This is a genomic window from Micromonospora echinospora (assembly GCF_900091495.1).
Lineage (GTDB): Bacteria > Actinomycetota > Actinomycetes > Mycobacteriales > Micromonosporaceae > Micromonospora > Micromonospora echinospora.
Genome location: NZ_LT607413.1, coordinates 2,367,779 through 2,384,607, shown reverse-complemented (window position 1 = coordinate 2,384,607; position 16,829 = coordinate 2,367,779). Strand labels below are relative to the sequence as shown.

Below are 16,829 nucleotides of genomic sequence, written 5' to 3'. Positions count from 1 at the left end.
GGCTGGTCCGGCTGTATACCGGCAGGTCCTAGCCAAGTGCAGGCCCCGGGAGGCGCGGTGTCATCCCTGACGAGAGCCGCCTGCGGCCCGAATTCCGGAGGGGTCCCCAGATGTCCGGGTCGATACTTCGACGTCCGAGCACCCACGGAGCACCACCTCGCGAAGAACGAGCGCTGCCGCCGTGACACCGACCGGCCAGTAGAGGCAGATTTTGGTGGTTTGTCTTGACGTCCCAGCCTGGTCCTCATCATTCACGGCTTCGCCGCTATGGCGTCAGCCCGTACGGCGGTGCAGGAGGACCTACGCTCACCCCAGTGCGTGGTGGGACCGGCCACTCCGGGATCAGAGCATCGCCGCCGGTGAGTTCGAGCGCGGTGATCGTGGCCAGGTCCTGTACCGCCTGCACGAAGCCCTCGACCCACATCAGGGTGATGGACGTCTTGCCGTCCTTGCGGTCATAGAGCGTCCCGGACGCGTTCGGTGCGGTCTGCGGGTCGTCGCCGTGCGCGAGCCGGTTCCGGACCGCCTTGGCATCGCGCAGGTAGTCGTCCAGGCGCTGCGCCTCGATGGTGGTCCACAGCCAGCGCCCACCGCGCCCCGGCTCGGGCTGCGCGCGGACCCGGGCCCGCCACCGGCCGGTCACATCGGAGACGCCGAGGTGCTGGCTGAACCGCTGACGGATCCGTTCCATGGTCGCCGGCGTGCCCTGCGGGGGACCTCCGTGCGCGCCAATCACGTGGTTGAAGAACATCTCGAACGGCCCGTACGTCAACAGGAACGCCCCGTACCTCATGCTCCGGTACCGAGAGTTCCGCCTCGCCTCGTCCATGTTGTCGCGGTGGATAGTGATCAAGTCCACCGGGGTAACCAGCCGCGCCGCCAAAACACTCAGCGCATCCTCAACCGCTGCAACATTCACCACGACCGCGAGGGTACTGACCGACGACCGAAGCTGACCGACCCCTCCAACGAGATCCGGCTCGGACGGCCTCGGGTGGATACCCCCACCCCGCAGCCCGCCACCAGGGCAATCCAGCTCAGATATCACTTATCGGTGCCTGGTAGTGATGCCCGGGGCAAGCCGACGGGTACGAGGAACCCTGTCTGTGGATCAGTTTTGTGCCGCACCTTGCCGGGGCGGCGAGGCTTACGGCGCAAACGGGGCCCGAACGTCTGGGGCGCCGATCGTAGGATCGCACCTGCGGCCGGGACCGTTCACCGATAGAGCCGCCGCCTCGATAGTTGCGGCACTGGGTGGCATCCTGTGGATCGTGAGGCCTAAATGCTCCCTGTACGTGGACGTCGGCTACCTGCTCAGCGCCGCAGCGGTCCGGGTGACGGGGACGTCGCTGCGGAACGGGATTCAGGTCGACTACGAGTCACTGATCGACGCGCTCGTCCAGCAGGCCGAGGCGCTGTCGGAGCTGCCGATGTTGCGCGTGCACTGGTACGACTCTGCGACAGACGGTGTACCCGACGCCTCGCAGCAGTTCATCGGTGAACTGCCCAACGTCAAGCTGCGGCTCGGCCGGTTCGGCGTGGACGGCCAGCAGAAAGGTGTCGACCTGCGCATTGGGCTCGACCTGGTGATGCACGCACGCAACGCAGTTGCGGACGTCTTCGTCCTCGTTTCGGGAGACGATGATCTGACCGAGGCCGTGGAGGAGGCCCAGGTGCACGGGGTACAGGTCATCCTGCTCGCCGTCCCCAACGGGCAGGACCGGCCCCATGGCATCAGCCGGCATCTGATCCGGGCGGCCGACGGGCTCAAAATCATATTTCCGGACGCCATCGACCATGCCGTGACGAAGGTGGAGACACCCTTGGCGGTGCCGTCACCGATGGCGGTGTCGCTGGGCGGGCACCCGCGTGCCAAGGCCCTGTTGACGGGCTTCACCGCGCAGGAAGGCTCACGAGCACCCCGCCTGTCGTCCGCGCTCGCGTCCAGCGGGGCCCTCGACATCAGGCCGGGCACGACGAATCACGAGGACCCTCCTGACCTTGCCGAACAGATCGGCTCGGTCGTCACCAACGTCCTGACGACTTTCCGCAGTTCCGCCACGCCGGAGGCCCTGGCGGAACTCACCGCCGGGAAACCATCGATTCCACGCGATATCGACAAAGCCTTACTGACCGACCTGTCTGACCGCCTCGGTGAAGTCGATTTAAGTGAAGCCGTGCGACACCAGCTTCGGGCACGGTTTTGGGAGCAGTATGGCCAGGCCTAGCTGGCCGCTCATGCGGATGCCGGGGTGGTCATCCCGGCACGGGTGGCGAGGCGTCGGTCGATGGTGCTCAGAAGCGTGGGCAAGGCCGGCTGGTCGAAGCCTTCGTAGAGCAGCTTGAAGCGGTGCAGCTTCGGGGCCTTGTTCTTGTCGTACCCGTGGATGAGCCCTGGCTGGAAGATGTCGCGGTTCTCATCCTCCTGAACGTTGACGAGTCCGAGTCGCTCCAGCATCTGGTGGGCCTGGTAGGTGTCCCGGCCGAGTCCAAAGTGAATGATCCTCCACTCGCCTTTGAGAAAGTGGTACTCCGCCGCCGGCCACCGGTAGCGAAGCCAGGCCAGCATCAGCAGGAAGACGATCTCGCTGTCCTCTAGGACATGGACCCAGCCGTTGAGAAAGAAGCCGGTGGGTAGGTACGGCAGACCATCACCAACATCCGCGACGGTGGCTGGACCTTCGCCCACGGCCCGCAACTCGACGCCGATGTCGCCACTCGCATGAGCGCCGACCTGAAGATCCTCCCGCCGGAGTGAACACGCCAGGCGCCGCACAACCCTCCGGCATCAAGCGATGCGACAACCGGCAACGCTCTCAACCGGTTTCCGCGATGCCGAACCGGTGCTGATGCTCTGACCTCGGTGGCCGCACCCGAACCATGTGGTCCACTGGGCGCTCGCCTGCACGCGGAGTGCCGACGAGGCCACCTGTTTCGTCGCGGCGCTGAGCGCCCAGGGCCGGAGAACACCGATGGGGTTGGTGGATCGCACGGGTGCCGGCCTGTCGGGCTGCCTTGGGGGTGTCCTGCGTCGATGGCCAGGCCGACCGTGACGGCAGCGTTGGGCAGGGCGGCTCCCCCCGTGGCCGCCCTGTTCAACGTAGTCATGCAGGGTCTGAGTCGCCTCCACGGGACCGTAGCTGGTAGCCACTGGGGTGAGCGACGGAGTTGCGTAGCTCTGCCAGTGCGCTTTCGATGCCGTGGTTGCACTGGCCGCGCAGCAGGCCGACCTGGCGCGCCCACGCGCGCAGGTCAGGCCCATCGTGATCTTGCGCGACCGAAGACTCGAACCCCTAACCTTCTGATCCGTAGCCGCTGGTCACGCCCAGCGGTACCCCAGACGTAGACCCTGTCCGACGAAGCGGTACCGCCTGCGGCTTGCCGGATCGAACGGGTTCGGCAGCATACGGATTTGGCGGTTCTCATTCATGACGTTGGTGACCACGAGAAGCCGCCACCGCCGATTCCGGGCGTTCTCCTGCGCCGCGATGACCTGGGTCTCGCCCAGCTCGATTCGCCCGCCATCCCCGAGGGTGGTCTTGACCTCGTAGTACCAGGTGCCACGCCGGCCGGGGATCTCAAAGTCCCAGCCCAAGGTGTCGTCACCCTTGCCAGGGAAGACTCGCTCGCGGTACCCCGACACCCAGCACTCCGGGCTGAAGTCGGTGCCGTACTGCCGCTCCAGCCACCGATACGCGAACCACTCGCCAGCGAAACCCACCCCCAGCTTTTGCAGGCTTGACAACTCGGAAGCGAACCCACCGCCACCAAGGCCGCCACCGGCGATCCGGCTGCCGAGGCCGGAGCCGGACCGGGCGTCGGTTTCCTTGAGGCCGGTGAACCTGCGTGGAGTGGCCAGGAACGCGGGTGTTCGGTTCAGCGAACTGTCGAGAGCCACGCGTAGCGAGGCGAAGCCGTCTTCCAGGTCGAACGGCTTGTCGTCGATGTTCACCGTCCGCCGCTGCAGTGCCCGTTCGGCGCGTTGCTGCCGCTCCTCGGCTTTCTGACGGTCGAGGTCATCGGGAGTCAGACCGAGCGCGTCAACATCGTCGGTCACGGGCATGCCCGTCGGCCAGACGCCGAGCGTTTGCAGCCAGCGCAGTACGTCCGGAAGCGCCAGGATAGCGAAGTCGAGCGCGCCGGCCGAGTCGAGCGTTGCGCGCAGCGCTGGTCCTGCCGACGCCTCGTCAGTCCACGGCGTAGGCACAGGCCGGCTGTGCCGTTCGAGCCAGGCGCGCACGAGCTTGGCTAGGCTGCCGGCGGCGGTGTCGACCAGCTCGGCGTTGGCCTTGGCGCAGTCGCTTCGGCGCGACAGGGGCGGGCCGCTAGTTGGCGGCTGTTCGCCCAGCCGCGCCGCGAGTTCCTCCTCGACGCGCGCCGCCATGAGATCGGTCGAGAGCACGTCGATGGTTGTGCCCCACTCCGGGTTCGGGGCGAGCAACTCAACACGCCGGAGCTGCGGCCAGTCCGGCTGGGGGTCGCCGGCCGCGAAGCGGTCCCACCGATGCCAACGCAGCCGGTCGAGCAGGGAGTCGCGCTGGCGACGTATGTGGTCGGCGAAGTCCTCGGCGTGTTGCGCGCCGTAGTCGATGAGCGGATAGCGCCCGCCCATGCCGGACAGGGTGGCGTTGAGTTCGCGTACCGGGATCTTCAGCTGTTGCTGGAGCGCCGTGAGCGTCGGAGCGTCGAGCGCGGCGGCGAACAGCTTGTCCGGCTCGTGGTCGAGTCGGTCCCCCAGCGCAGTAAGCCGGTCTCGGGCCTCCTGCTCGCTTTCCACCGACGACGGCGAGTCGGGGTCGAACGGCGCGGCCGCCTCGGCGTCCAGGAAATGCGCGACTACTGGATAGAGCCGGTGTAGTACGGGTCGCAGGAGGGACTGGATTCGCCGCGACATCGTCCGGACGTTCTCGGCCGTGACGTCGCATATCTCGGCCACGTCGTCGTCGGCGAGCTGGGCGACGGGGACGCCGCCCCGCCGCGTCCGCTCCGCGGCCCACCGGAATGTGCGGCCGTAGTCCCGCCGGCCGATGAGGTATGCCAGCGGCTCCGCCATCGCCTCCAGCATGTCCCAGTCCAGATCCGGCTCCGCACCCTCGACGATCAGGGTCGGATGCGCGGCGTCCGGCATCGGCAGCACCCCGTGCAGCCGGTCCGGGAGCCGCCGGGTTTCCGCACCGAGGCGCACCTCGACGGTGCCAGCGAAGGCGACCCGCACCCGCCGCAACGCGTCGAGCGTGTCGTCGAACGCCCGCTGACCGAGGCGGGTGAAGTGGCTGCGCTGGTGTTCGAGCAGCGTCGCCACGAACAGCGGCAGCCACGGCAGGATGCCGACAATCGGTCGGGCGCTGGCGACGGCCGGCGGGCCGAACTCGTGGCCGTCCAGCAGCACGACCGGCGTGACGCTGCTGGCACGTGAGACCCGGTCACTGAGGCGGCGGCGCAAGATGGCAGTCACCGTCTCGGGATGCGCGTCTACCTCGAGGACCCGCCACCCGAAGTCGGCCATCAGCCGGAGCAGGCTCTGCTCGTCGTCCCGCGACGCGACTACCACTTCGGGCGGTTCCTGTTCACCACCGGCCGGCTCGAGCGGCAGGGCTGTCGACGAGCCACCGATATCGACAACGAGATAACCCCGGGTGTCCGGCGGAAACGGCTCCGCCTCGGCGCCACGGCCGGCACAGGCCGCCCACGCCGCCCGGTACGTGTTGTTGAACTGTGCCGCGTGCATCTCGGCAATCGCACCGGTGTGGAAGAGCACGCCCAGGTGGCGCACCAGGCGCGGGGCATCGGCGTCCCGGCCCCACACGCCAAGGCCCAGCTCGGTCAGCCGCCGCAGCGCCATCGTGTCGTCGTCGAGCAGATCACGCATCGGCTTGGCGAGCAGCGTCGCGAACCGCGGCGGGACGTCGTCACTGCGAACCGGAAACGTCCAGCACTCGGCCGGCCTCGCGAAAGCTCCGCCGCTCTGGCCGGGTCGTTGCGTCGGCATCCAAGCCACCGTACGCAGGAACGCGCCGAGCGGCGTGCATCGCCGTTGCGGGTTCTTGTCGCCGGGCCGGTCGCGTTCCCAGACGGTCGCCAAGGCGTCGGCCGGCCAGGCACCCTTGAGTCCGCGCAAAATCTGTCGTGCCAGGTGCTGGCGCACCCGGTCGGTCAGCCGCTCCCAGTCGGCCTGTCCCGGCATCCACCAGAGCGGGCTTTTTACCACGTATGGGGTGGACGGATACCAGGCAGCGGAGGTCGTCGGCAGGGCCTTCGCCCACTGATCGCGGACCGGATCGGGCAGCCCGCGCACGGCCGCGAGCCGATCACGGGTCAGCCCACGGCCGTTGATCTCGCGGCTGTCGCGTACCGATGCGAGCGGCAACACCTCGCGTACGCCGATGCGCCGCAGAAAAACCACCCAGTCGGTGACGCGGTCGCCGGCTCGCATAACCTGCGCCGGGGATGCCAGCAACCGGCCCGCGAGCGAGTACAGCTCAGCCGACCGGTCCTCCGGAGTGGCCGCGATCGCGGACAGCTCCTTGCCGTTGGTACCCGGCCAGTCGGACGAGAACAAACATTCCTCGGCGACCATCCAAGCGCCGTTCGCAGTCGGCAGTCGCAGGCCCAAGGCGGCCAGGTCGGTCTTGATACGGGCACCACTGCGGCTCAGGTTGAAGACAAACGTCAGCGCGTCCCGGGCGACCCGCTGCGCCCGACTGTCCGCGAGCACGCCACGGATGTGTTCGAGGATGCCCCGCGTCTCGAAACCGCGCACGAGCCGGTTCTCCTGCAGGAACTTACGCGCCGGGGTCTGTTGCCGGTTGACGTGCCAGGTCAGCTCGCCATGCAGATAGAACAGCCGGTTGGACAGGCTTGCCGGCAGCGACAGGTCGGCGCCGGGGTCGACGTCGTCCTCGTCGGCGATCCGCTGGGTCGTCGGCGGGAAGAACGGCGCGGCCTCCCGGCTCGCGGGCGTCTCGCCGGTCCGGCGGCCGGCGCACGGCGCGAGCTCGTCCAAGTCGGTCAGCAGAATGCGCCGCGCCCGCAACGCCTCGGGCGCCTTCTCGAAGAGTCGCGCAATGTCCGCGTAGGCCCGGTCCCAGTCGCTGAACGGGCGGCGCTCGCGCTGCATCACCGCCATCATCTGCTCAACCCAGCCGGCCAGACGCTCCGGCTCCGGCGTCACGTCAAGGCCGAGCCGCGACAGCAGGCACCTCAGCCGCGCCTGCCGGCGCATCGGCAATTCCCGCAGGAACTCGGCGCCGCTGGCGGCTGTCGCGAACGCTGCGGTCAGCATGCCTGCGTCGGGCACGGGCCAGCGCCATGCTGCCGCTGGTGTAAGCCAACGGCCGGGCGCCTGTGCGGGCAACAACGGACGCTCGCCCAACGGTCGGCCCTGCTCCTCGGCGCTAGAGGTGAGCAGCCCCAAACGGTCGTCGTCCCAGCACAAAAGATCGAGTACAGCGGTGGAGGCGGCGTTGTCCGGCCAACTAGTGAGCGCCTCGGCCGCGTCGAGGCATAGTTCCGCCGCAGAGGTGAGCAGCAGCCCGTTCAGCGCGTTCGTCTCGTCGATGTCCGTGCGGGACAGGTCGGTGAAAAACGGCGCGTTGAGGTGCCCCGCGAACGGCGACGGCGCCTTACGGCCCATCGGCAGGAAGGTGTAACACCGGCCGACGTGCGCGTCCGTGGTCCCGTACGGCACGGCGACCGAGACTTCGACCGCCGCCGTCGACTCGGCATACCTGGGGTCGAGCTGGCGCCGGCCGATTGCCTCCTGCACCGCACGCCGGTAGGCGGCCGGATCGACCTGCCGAGACAGCACCAGATATGTGCCGTCCTCGTCCAACGTCACAAGGTCGCAGGTAAAGTCACCGGCCACCACCGGCACGCTGCCGCGTACCCGGGTCAGCACCCGCTCTTCGCGGGCGGAACCGTCCTCTCTCCGGACAGTGACCCGTTCCAGCCGCTTCAGAAACAGCATGAGCGGCACCTCTGACGCTTCGAGCTCGTCGAGGCGCTCGGCCACCGCATCGACGGCGCCCTCGTCGAGCGGCAGCCGCACCACGGTGGCATAGCCGTCGGCCCACAGCGCGACCACCCGAGCGGGCGTTCCCTCGGCCGGCAACGTGATGCTGTAGAGCGAAACCTCGTCGATGATCTGCCGAGTGAGCACCGGGTCAGCGCCGACCAGCCCTGGCACGTCGTCCTCGGTAGCAAACCGGAAGCAAAACCCCGGATCTCCGTTGTCCAGCGTGCTGTAGACCTCCGGATCTGTGCATATCTGCAGCACGCTCTTGAAGCCGACACCCTTGTTGCCGATGCCCTCGCCGATCGGCTTGTCACTCAGTCCCAGTGAGCGGATCCGCCGGGCGTTGCTGGCAGTGAACCCGCGCCCCGTGTTGGCGACGTAGAGCGTGCCGTGTGCACCCTCGCCACGCGCCAAGACCACCGCGATGCGCCCGCTGCCGCTGTCCGCCGGCTGCGCGTCATACCCGTTTTGAATCAGCTCGAACAGGAAGCGGCCGCCATACTCCCGCATGGTCTGGCCGATCATGCTTTTCTGGCTGAGCGCGAAGTCCTGGTCCTCCCTGGTCATCAGCTGAGCGCGGACAAGGCGCTCGGCTCCATCACGCAGCAGAGCATCAGCCTCCGCACGTGAAGCCGGCTCGTTACCCACCATTTGCTTCTCTATCTCCCGAGATGGACCGAGGGCCACTCAAACGTGATCCTCAGGAATGCGACGCCCACACTTCGGGCGGCGCCCTGGCCCCGTCTTCCTGGCAAGCGCTGCAAGGGACCCCAATGATCTTGCGGCAGTGGCGCCGTCAACGGAACGGCGAACCACCACTGGCCGCGCCGCGGCGCTGGACGGAAACACTTCTACGCCTCCGTCCTCGAAAGTTGGCCCAAAGCCGGTCGGACGGCATCCAGCCAGCCGACCGGGCCTCCGATGTCGCCAGGCGCCGCGGACCGGGCACTACCGTCTCTTGCGTTCCAGGCTGCTGCGGAGGTTCTTCGCGCCCGCCTCCGTGACTCCGGCGTGCGCCAAGGCGTACCCCACAACAGTGTCGACGTCGAGCACCCCACCACGCACCACCGCGTCCAGAGCGTTGCGGGCGTGGTCACGCTCGTGCCTTCCGGTCCAGTTGTTGTGGCCGCCGAACAACAGGGCCCGGTCGAGGGCCTTCTGTGCCTCGGGATTCAGCGCCGGCACCTGCGGATACACTCCAGACAAGTCCACCGCCCGAATCCCGGCAGCCCAACCGGCCAGCGGGGTCATCGCACTCTCCAGAACCACGAGCGCCGATCCGCGCGCCAGATCAGCCGCCTGGCGCAACGACCGGGCGTCCGGGTGGAACGCCAGCCCGGCGCCGCGTGGCCGGTTCCGGTCGAGCGGGCAGCTGAACCGGTAGCGGGTGGCCAGCCGGTGGACCGGGCCAGGGCCCCGTGCGCCTTAGCCGCGTTGTAGAACACCACTGGCGTGACCCCATCGAGGGCAGCCTGCTCCTCAATTCACTCGACAGCAACCTGCTCGAGTTCCTCCCACCGCTGCAGATTCTCATCAGCGTCAGGAATCCACGCGGCCACCCGCAGCAGGCTCGGATGGTGCCGCCACGGTTCGTCCGGCTGACTGGCCACTCCATGCCTCTTTCATCAGGTATGTGTGGCCAGTGAACCAGCAGGGTCTGACATAGAGCCAGCCGCCGGATGCCCTGAGGTTCCTGGGGTAGATCGAAGGCTTTCGGCCATGCTCCGACGGAGCTGAAGCAAGTCATTCGTGGCAGCAACGAAGAAGTACCCCCCGATGAGCTGCGTGGACATGCGTTCCGCACCATCGCCGGCCCTCTGTTCGAAACCAAGAACACCATCCGACGGCACAGGAAGCTACCCGCCGCAACCCCGCAATCCATGAGATGAGGCGGATCCATTGCCGAAACCGTGCACGAGTCGTTAGAGGCAGGGCGACCCATACTCTCCTTCAACTATGTTCCGTTGCTTAACTCGAAGTCGAACGGACTCGTCGGCCTTCGTGGCCATCAAAGTCAGTTCAAAGACCTGCCCGGACCCAGAGTTAACGAATTGCACAGTCTGGCCCACATCAATAAAAAGAGGATCACAGAAGGCTGGTCCAGCAAATACGTTCATTATTGCACGGTCCGAATAGGCCGAAGACAGCCCTATTGCGATAGATCTATCGTAGAGCTCGCTCGCCACTCCGATGACAACGGTTACCGTAACCGTTTGCTCTTTAGGTGCGGCTGGTGTGCGCGATGCGGTCATTGACGGGGAGTCAGTCGCGCCAGAGGGCGATGACAAGGTGAGCGAGGCGCTTGGGGAAGGTGTCCCATTTGGCCGGTCAACGATAAGGCCATCTCCTGCGCGTACAGCTTCCTTCGATGAAGGTAGCAGTGCCGCAGGAAGGGCCAGCGCAAGTGCGACGGCCGCAACGGCGGCAAGAGCGACGCGGGCCCGCCTAAGGTGAAACGCAACGGCACCGGTGATTGCGGCGACCAGCAGTAAACCTGCCGTCATGACGCGACGCCAGCCATCAGGAGCCACTTGAGATGCGCCGAATACGATAGAAAGCACCGCGACCACGTAACCGAGCCAAGCCGCATCGAAGAACCCATGCCGCGCAGGAAGATCACCATGGCTGCGAGAGCTGTCTTGGAGATCGCTACCACCAGAGACGACTCCAGTTTGCACTTCAGGAGTGGTCGGGCCGCTCTCCCCCGCAGGCAGACGTAACAAGGGAGTCGAGACCGGAGGCCTCCTCGCAGCCAGCCACAGTCGTTGCGCCTTCGCGCCTACGCGCTCCTCGTCAACGGCCGGCACCCAGCGGGCCAGCGCGACCGTGAGTGAAATCGCGTCGTCTTGGGTAGCGGGTAACTCTCGGCCGCTGATGATCCGATGGAGCCTGTCTCGCCTCGGCGCCCCCGGCAGGTCGCCCTCGTTGGCGATGGCGGCGGCGATCTCGTCCAACGTCGGGGTCCCAGCCTGGAGATAGAGATCGAAGAAAAAGTCCCTCAGCTGTCGGGCCGGACCTGCCGCAAGGTCGACCGGTTTGATCGCGCGGCGACGCCGCCCCGCTTGTCGCTTCTCACCGTCAGCCATCGATAGAAGCATCCCGCACCGAGGCCACCGCGGTCACCGCAGGGTCACTAGTCGAAGGCTTGGTTGATCTTGAAAGAAGCCCTGATCTCCGTGTTGGTTCATCCTGCCGCGCCGCGTCTGACGCCACCTCCCCGACGAGGCGTGACGGTTGGGACGCATGGCCAAAATCCGATCATCCGTTCGGTGACCGGCATAGCACCTCGGGCCTTGATGCGCCGGCCGGACCGGTGGACCGTCGCTGGTGGACGGCAGGCTCGTTGCGTGAAGTGCCGCATCCGCGATACTCGCGCACCTCTAGGAGGCAGCCCATGTTGATCGCCGGCCCCATCGCGCAGCCTGATGAGCCTGTCGTTGTCGAGATCGACGGGCTGCTGTGGAAGCCCTGTCCCGGGGCGACCGCAGCCGAGTTCGAGGCCGCGAGGTCTCTGTTCATCGAGGTGCACCGCGAGGCCAGGTGGAACCGGTGGGTGGAGACCGAGCGCGCTGCGGACCTGGAAGCGGCGATGGCGGTGATGGGGCAGTGGACTCGCGCGGAGCCAGGCTTCCGGCAGACGGCCCCTCAGGAGGTTGAGGAGTGGCTCGCCTCCTGGAAAGCGGAGTTCGAGGAAGAGCAGGCTGATCGGGAACGACAGCGGCAGGCCCGAGCGGCTGGATACGACGAGGGTCGTCATCACGCGCGACTGGCGCTGCTGGAGCAGCAGTCGATCCTCACGGGCCGAATTGCCGAGCTGACCGGGCTACAGGACGGGACACGCTTCCCCGCTATGGAGGAGCAGCGTCGAGCGGCTGAGATCGCGAAGCTGGACGCGGAGGTCGCCGAGACCGAGGCGAACATCATTGCCCTGCAGCGCGAAGTGGGCGCCCCCGAGACGGTCGTTGACGTCAACGGCTGGCTGCCCTCTCAGCGGCGGGAGCTGGCGCTGACGAACTTCATCTACTGGCGCTGCGACGAGGTGCAGCGGCTCAGGGCAGAGGTAAACCGACTCACCGCCGAGGCGGAATCGGCGGATCAGACACAGCGGCGCGAGCGGCGCGCCGAGGCAGATCGGGTCAGGCGGAAGTTCGACGCGCTACGGGCGATGTCACCGCTCGCGGCAAAGGACATGTGTCCCGACTGCTTCTCACCCGCCACTGGGCATGGCTGGTCCTTCGGGGAATTCGATTTCCCTGTGGGTGGTCCGTGCCCAGCGTGGCCACGCTGGGCTGCGCGGCTGGGCCGCGCACGCGAGATGCTCATGTCGCACCAGAAGCGTCCTGAGGCTGTGGCCGCGCCGAACCCGCAGCCTCTGGCGGTCATCTCCTCCGGCAAGTCAATCGATGAGGTGATCGAGGAACTCAGTCGCATACGCGCCGAGCATCCGGGGGCCGAGGTTCGCCGCGGCAACCGCAACCGCTGGGAGATCTGGCCCAGCAGAAACACCACCCCCGACACCGAGAAGGATCGCTAGGACCAGTGGTGGAGATGACACCGGAGCTGGTCCTCGACCGGGTGAGGGCAGCGGGCGGGCGGCTGAAGCTGGAGGGCCTGGACGAGGCGTCCCTTGCCGGGTGGCGACGCGCGGCGAAGGTCGCCAAGCTGCGGCTGCTACGAGCCGGTCCGCAACGACTACGTACCTGGTCGTCGCCGGGTGGCATGTCCTTGCTGCTGGTCGAGGTGGACCGCCAGGGCGTCGAGTCGCCGGCGCTGGCGCCGCCGGAGACGCCAACCCGGCAGTGGGTTCCTCCGCCGCATCCTCGGCCCCGCACGCAGGAGTTCCTCGGCCGGATCGTGCCGGTTCCCTCGACGGCGCGCCGCCCGCACCGAATCGTCGAGGACCTGATCGAGGCGCTGAACTATCCGGAGCGGATGATCTACCAGCACCGCCCGTACCTGATGCCGAACAAGCGTCGGCCGGTGCAGCGGATACGCCAGATCTGGCAGGCCATCCTCACCGAGGCCGAATTCCGGGGCTACGAGACGCTGTTCCGGCACAACCGGCGAGACCACTACGACAGCGGCCAACTCATCCTGCGCATCGACCATGACGAGTTCCCGATCCGACTCGACGGTGAGCGGGGCCAGCCGCTGCAGCTGACGATCAGGGAAGTGCATCCGACACGGCGCCGCGGCTACGACACCTGGACCGACACCCCCGACCACCCCCTGCACGAGCAGCTCGGCGAGGTGTTCACCCACATCGAGCGGTGGGCAGACCTGCTGATCGAGCGTCGCGAGGCCGACAGACGCCGCGAGCTGCAGCGCATGCGCGAGCGCGAGCGGCGCGAGACCGAGGCCCGGCGCCAGTTCGCCGAGGACCACCGGCGCAGGACCATCCAGGCGCGTATCGGCGAGCGGCAGTTCGCCGACGACGCCCGCGCCTACGCCGCAGCGCTGCTGGCCGTCGTCGATGACCTGCAACCGGACCGCGCAGACAAGGTACGGGCCTGGGCAGACTGGATCCTGCGGCATGCCGACCAGGTGGATTCCCGGCTCAACCGGGAGGGTATGCCGAAGACCCCGAAGCCCGAGCGCGACGACCTACGGCCGTACCTGCCGCCGGGGCACTGGTACTAGCCGTGGTGCCAGCGGCGGTTGGGATGCCACGGCCGCTCCGGCGGCGCGTCGCTGGTCTTCTGGGCGTGCCGCCGTCGTGGCGCTGGCACGGTGGCTGACGGCGGGGGGTCGTCGGGAATGCCGGGCGGGTCGGCCAACGGGTCAAGGTTGTCCGCGTAGGTGTACGCCCAGGCCAGCCACGGATCGTCGATTGGCATGCCGGCGGTGACGAGGTCGCCGCAGTAGGCACGGACGTCCTCGGCCAGCAGCCACGCACCCACCTGCTCCCGCAGAATGTGGTCGCGGTGCGCCGTGACCGCCCGCTCGCGTTCCTGTCGCAGTCGCTGCTGCTCCGCCTGCGCTGCGGCCTCCTGGCGGTCGTGCAGTCGTCGGCCTCGCCGGCGTAGGTCCTCAAGGATCGAGCGCAGTTCGTCCTCGAGGCGCTTGCGGGCGTAGTCCTTCCACTCGGCGACCCCACCATCCGGGTCGGTGACGGTCAGCACGAGACGCAGTGCCCAGCGGGCTCCGCTCTCCTCCCGCATCCGTATCTCGATCGGCTGTTCATCGACGACCATGCTCAGCAGCGCGTCCGTGCCGGAGCGGATGCCCCACCCGCGTGAGCCCGCCTCATCGCACAGCGCTTGTAGGAGAAGCAGTGTGCGGGACCGGTTCTCGTCAGAGGCCGGCAAGCGGTTCGGCTGGTCACGCAGCTGGTTGACGACCGGATGTGGATCCACCAGCAGTTCGGGGACCGGAACCGATGAGCGGCTACTCGGCTGGTACCGCTTGCTCGGGTGACGGCCCCGCCGCAACTCGATGACCAGGTCGCCGGCGTTGCGCCCGCGGTGGACCAGATGCCAGCCTTTCGGCACATGCCCACCGGAGCGCACCGTGTGGATGAGTCGACGCCACGCCGCCCGCACTTGCTCGGGCGGATCGAGGACCTGCAGGGACCCGCCCGCCTTCTCCAGCAGGTCCAGTAAATCCTGTACGGAAGCGGGCGGCGTCGTGGAGCCGGGCAGGGCGTCCATCACGCCATGCTCGCACCCCTCCTTCAATGAGGTGCGACGACACGGCGGTTATACCCGCCGCTGGTTCCGCCCGGGAAACCACCCGCGCCGTCTTCGAGTGCGAGTTTGTGCGACGAAGCCCGTCCGGTGACGGTAACGATCCGAAGAATGAGGTACTTCGTGCCGTGCCAGACGCGAGGCGGGCTGCTGCAAATGTCAGCACCGGCCCGCTGGCCGTCTGACGCTCGGCGTCGTCGGACTATCCGGTCTCCGACGCTGGATCGCGCTGGTACACCCCCAACCTCGTCGCCTGACCAGACCGCACTTCGCTCTGCCGTGACGCCTCCGGGTACAGCTTCCGTATGGTAGGCGCAATGAGCACTGCGGCACACTGCTCGTCACCGCGCACGTGGACGTTGGCGGCAACCACCGATGGCCACCGGCGGCCGCGATGAGAATTGATCCCTCCCGTTTCGTTGTCGGCGACGAGTGGGCATACCGGGCGCGCGATGACGCCCACTCAGAGCGTGTCCAAGTCATGGCGGTCACGCCGAAGAAGACGAGTGCCCGTGTCGAGGTCAGGTTCCTTGACGACCCTGACGGGCGGACCGAGAACGTGCCGGGATCGCGGCTGCGCGTTCCGTGGGCTGAGGTAGCGCAGTTCGACGCGACGATGTCGAACTGGCAGCGGCTCAACGATCTTGAACTCGACAACACTGAGCAGGCCTGCGTTGAGGAAGTCTTCCAGCTGCTGATCGCCGAAGAGATCGCGGAGATCGAGTGGTCTCCCGTCGAATGCGCCACCCGAGTCAGCGACATGGGCCAGCTGAGCAGCCTGATCCGCGTCCCAGCAGAAGAAGTCCTCGCCAGCGCGGAGTGGTTCGACCTCGACGGCGACACCATGATCTCTCCCGCCGGCACGCTCCTTATCGCCGAGGCCGCCTGCCGGGCCAACCCCACAGCCGTGCTCGACCACGTCATCGAGGAGGAGGCCAAGTCTCGTCACAAATGCAAGCACGGAGATGAACGGTCCAGCCTGAGCGCTCGGGGGCGGGAGCCGACAACACCGGAGTGGGAGTACCACGTATACAGGCGGTTCGACCGGCCTCGCCACGAACTTTTGCGCCAGTGGTGCGGACACCGGGCCGTGACAACCCACGAACGTCTCCTCGCGGCCGAGGCCGAGACCCAGCGGTTGAACGTCCTCGTCACCCGTTTGATCAAGGTACTGGAACAGGCCGGCGACACGACCATCGCCGCTGTGTACGCGGAGGAACACGACCGGGAGCGCATCACACCGGCCACCATCCGCCCCTTCGTCGACCGACCGCTACACCCCTCCGAAATTCCGGTACGCGAGATCCGCGTCCGGCGCCGCTGGGGTTACTGAACCTTGGCGGTCGCCTCCCGATCACTATCGGGAGCGAGACAAGCAATCGCTGCAGCCGCCGGACTTGGCTTCCAGTGCCCCAGTCGTGACGGCACCCTGCTCAACAATCGTGTTTGCGCTCGTCCGGGTATCGAACATCTGAGGCACCCGGAGCAGCAAGGGCCGGGGGCTTGTTCGATCAAGCGTCTCCATCTCCGCCAGCTCACCGAGGAGGTCCATCGCCTGGTCGTTGTCGAAAGGATCGTCCCCCCAGCTTCCCCATCAACCACCGTCCTCCTCGCACCATAGGCCAGGAACACTCCCACCTGGCAGTTCTCGATCCTGCCGGGGGTGCCCGAGCAGTGCCGGGCGACCCCGGCCGACCGCACACCCTTCTTCAGGAACCCGATGCCATCCACGATCAGCACACCGTGCGGGTCGCCGAGGTGCTCGACCACGTAGTCCCGCACGTCATCGAGGACGGCGTCAACGTCCCAGTCCGCCCACCGCAACAACCGCTGCAACCCGTCCGGCGGCACGTCACCGGCCTGCTCCGCCAGGGGCCACCCGTTCTTCCGGTCCAGACCGGAGACCAGCCCACGTAGGTAGTGCCGCAACCGTCGACGAGGCTCTGACCTGCTTAAACACGGACCGATCCGACCATGAAGCCGGTCTGACTCAGCGCACCACCGGTCGACATCAACATCCGTCACGCACTGCCCAATGAGCCCGAATCGAACTCGATTCGCCTACTGCCGTTGCAGTACTAAGATCCCAACCGAAGCTCATGCTGAGTCGTCTTCCACGTGCCACTCCG

11 protein-coding genes and 1 pseudogene are annotated in these 16,829 nt (G+C 67.3%); 4 read left to right on the top strand and 8 right to left on the bottom strand.

Annotation, left to right across the window (positions count from 1 at the left end; all coding sequences use genetic code 11):
* Positions 1 to 265 precede the first annotated feature (265 nt).
* Positions 266 to 859, bottom strand: coding sequence for a hypothetical protein (locus tag GA0070618_RS10910; RefSeq protein WP_143740534.1), 594 nt, complete (start codon positions 857 to 859; stop codon positions 266 to 268).
* A gap of 436 nt (positions 860 to 1,295) precedes the next feature.
* On the opposite strand from GA0070618_RS10910, the gene GA0070618_RS10905 reads away from it, so the two are divergent.
* Positions 1,296 to 2,228, top strand: coding sequence for an NYN domain-containing protein (locus GA0070618_RS10905; protein WP_197701742.1), 933 nt, complete (start codon positions 1,296 to 1,298; stop codon positions 2,226 to 2,228).
* An 8-nt stretch (positions 2,229 to 2,236) separates the two neighbouring features.
* Here GA0070618_RS10905 and GA0070618_RS10900 read toward each other — a convergent pair whose 3' ends face one another.
* The 4 genes from GA0070618_RS10900 to GA0070618_RS33415 all read right to left on the bottom strand — a co-directional run bounded on the left by GA0070618_RS10900 (position 2,237) and on the right by GA0070618_RS33415 (position 11,100).
* Complete coding sequence (locus GA0070618_RS10900; RefSeq protein ID WP_088981534.1) at positions 2,237 to 2,776, bottom strand: hypothetical protein; 540 nt, start codon at positions 2,774 to 2,776, stop codon at positions 2,237 to 2,239.
* 543 nt (positions 2,777 to 3,319) lie between these two features.
* Complete coding sequence (locus GA0070618_RS10895; RefSeq protein WP_088981533.1) at positions 3,320 to 8,581, bottom strand: ATP-binding protein; 5,262 nt, start codon at positions 8,579 to 8,581, stop codon at positions 3,320 to 3,322.
* Between the two features lie 381 nt (positions 8,582 to 8,962).
* Positions 8,963 to 9,226 carry a hypothetical protein gene (locus GA0070618_RS10890; protein ID WP_143740536.1) on the bottom strand — a complete coding sequence of 88 codons (264 nt, stop codon included), beginning with the start codon at positions 9,224 to 9,226 and terminating at the stop codon, positions 8,963 to 8,965.
* Positions 9,227 to 9,936: 710 nt separating this feature from the next.
* Positions 9,937 to 11,100, bottom strand: coding sequence for a hypothetical protein (locus GA0070618_RS33415; protein ID WP_143740538.1), 1,164 nt, complete (start codon positions 11,098 to 11,100; stop codon positions 9,937 to 9,939).
* Positions 11,101 to 11,408: 308 nt separating this feature from the next.
* On the opposite strand from GA0070618_RS33415, the gene GA0070618_RS10885 reads away from it, so the two are divergent.
* Both GA0070618_RS10885 and GA0070618_RS10880 read left to right on the top strand, forming a co-directional pair.
* Positions 11,409 to 12,548: a hypothetical protein gene (locus tag GA0070618_RS10885; RefSeq protein ID WP_088981531.1), complete on the top strand. Its 1,140-nt coding sequence runs from the start codon at positions 11,409 to 11,411 to the stop codon at positions 12,546 to 12,548.
* Between the two features lie 14 nt (positions 12,549 to 12,562).
* Positions 12,563 to 13,654 carry a hypothetical protein gene (locus GA0070618_RS10880; protein ID WP_157748933.1) on the top strand — a complete coding sequence of 364 codons (1,092 nt, stop codon included), beginning with the start codon at positions 12,563 to 12,565 and terminating at the stop codon, positions 13,652 to 13,654.
* Here GA0070618_RS10880 and GA0070618_RS10875 read toward each other — a convergent pair.
* On the bottom strand, positions 13,651 to 14,664 hold the full coding sequence (locus GA0070618_RS10875; RefSeq protein WP_094978037.1) for a hypothetical protein: 1,014 nt from the start codon (positions 14,662 to 14,664) through the stop codon (positions 13,651 to 13,653). The genes GA0070618_RS10880 and GA0070618_RS10875 overlap by 4 nt on opposite strands.
* Positions 14,665 to 15,094: 430 nt before the next feature.
* On the opposite strand from GA0070618_RS10875, the gene GA0070618_RS10870 reads away from it, so the two are divergent.
* Positions 15,095 to 16,033 carry a hypothetical protein gene (locus GA0070618_RS10870; protein ID WP_088981528.1) on the top strand — a complete coding sequence of 313 codons (939 nt, stop codon included), beginning with the start codon at positions 15,095 to 15,097 and terminating at the stop codon, positions 16,031 to 16,033.
* A 24-nt stretch (positions 16,034 to 16,057) separates the two neighbouring features.
* Here GA0070618_RS10870 and GA0070618_RS35485 read toward each other — a convergent pair whose 3' ends face one another.
* Together GA0070618_RS35485 and GA0070618_RS10860 are read right to left on the bottom strand one after the other, a co-directional pair.
* Entirely contained in the window at positions 16,058 to 16,252 is a 195-nt protein-coding gene (locus tag GA0070618_RS35485) for a hypothetical protein (protein ID WP_088981527.1), read from the bottom strand.
* Positions 16,253 to 16,287: 35 nt separating this feature from the next.
* Positions 16,288 to 16,668, bottom strand: a pseudogene (locus GA0070618_RS10860) (transposase); the annotation flags it as partial.
* Between the last annotated feature and the right edge of the window lie 161 nt (positions 16,669 to 16,829).

Excerpts from the sequence above, each read along its gene's own strand:
- GA0070618_RS35485 (WP_088981527.1), bottom strand. The coding sequence starts at position 16,252 with ATGGACCTCCTCGGTGAGCTGGCGGAGATGGAGACGCTTGATCGAACA.
- GA0070618_RS33415 (WP_143740538.1), bottom strand. The coding sequence starts at position 11,100 with ATGGCTGACGGTGAGAAGCGACAAGCGGGGCGGCGTCGCCGCGCGATC.
- GA0070618_RS10895 (WP_088981533.1), bottom strand. The coding sequence starts at position 8,581 with ATGACCAGGGAGGACCAGGACTTCGCGCTCAGCCAGAAAAGCATGATC.
- GA0070618_RS10880 (WP_157748933.1), top strand. The coding sequence starts at position 12,563 with ATGACACCGGAGCTGGTCCTCGACCGGGTGAGGGCAGCGGGCGGGCGG.
- GA0070618_RS10885 (WP_088981531.1), top strand. The coding sequence starts at position 11,409 with ATGTTGATCGCCGGCCCCATCGCGCAGCCTGATGAGCCTGTCGTTGTC.
- GA0070618_RS10870 (WP_088981528.1), top strand. The coding sequence starts at position 15,095 with ATGAGAATTGATCCCTCCCGTTTCGTTGTCGGCGACGAGTGGGCATAC.
- GA0070618_RS10875 (WP_094978037.1), bottom strand. The coding sequence starts at position 14,664 with ATGGACGCCCTGCCCGGCTCCACGACGCCGCCCGCTTCCGTACAGGAT.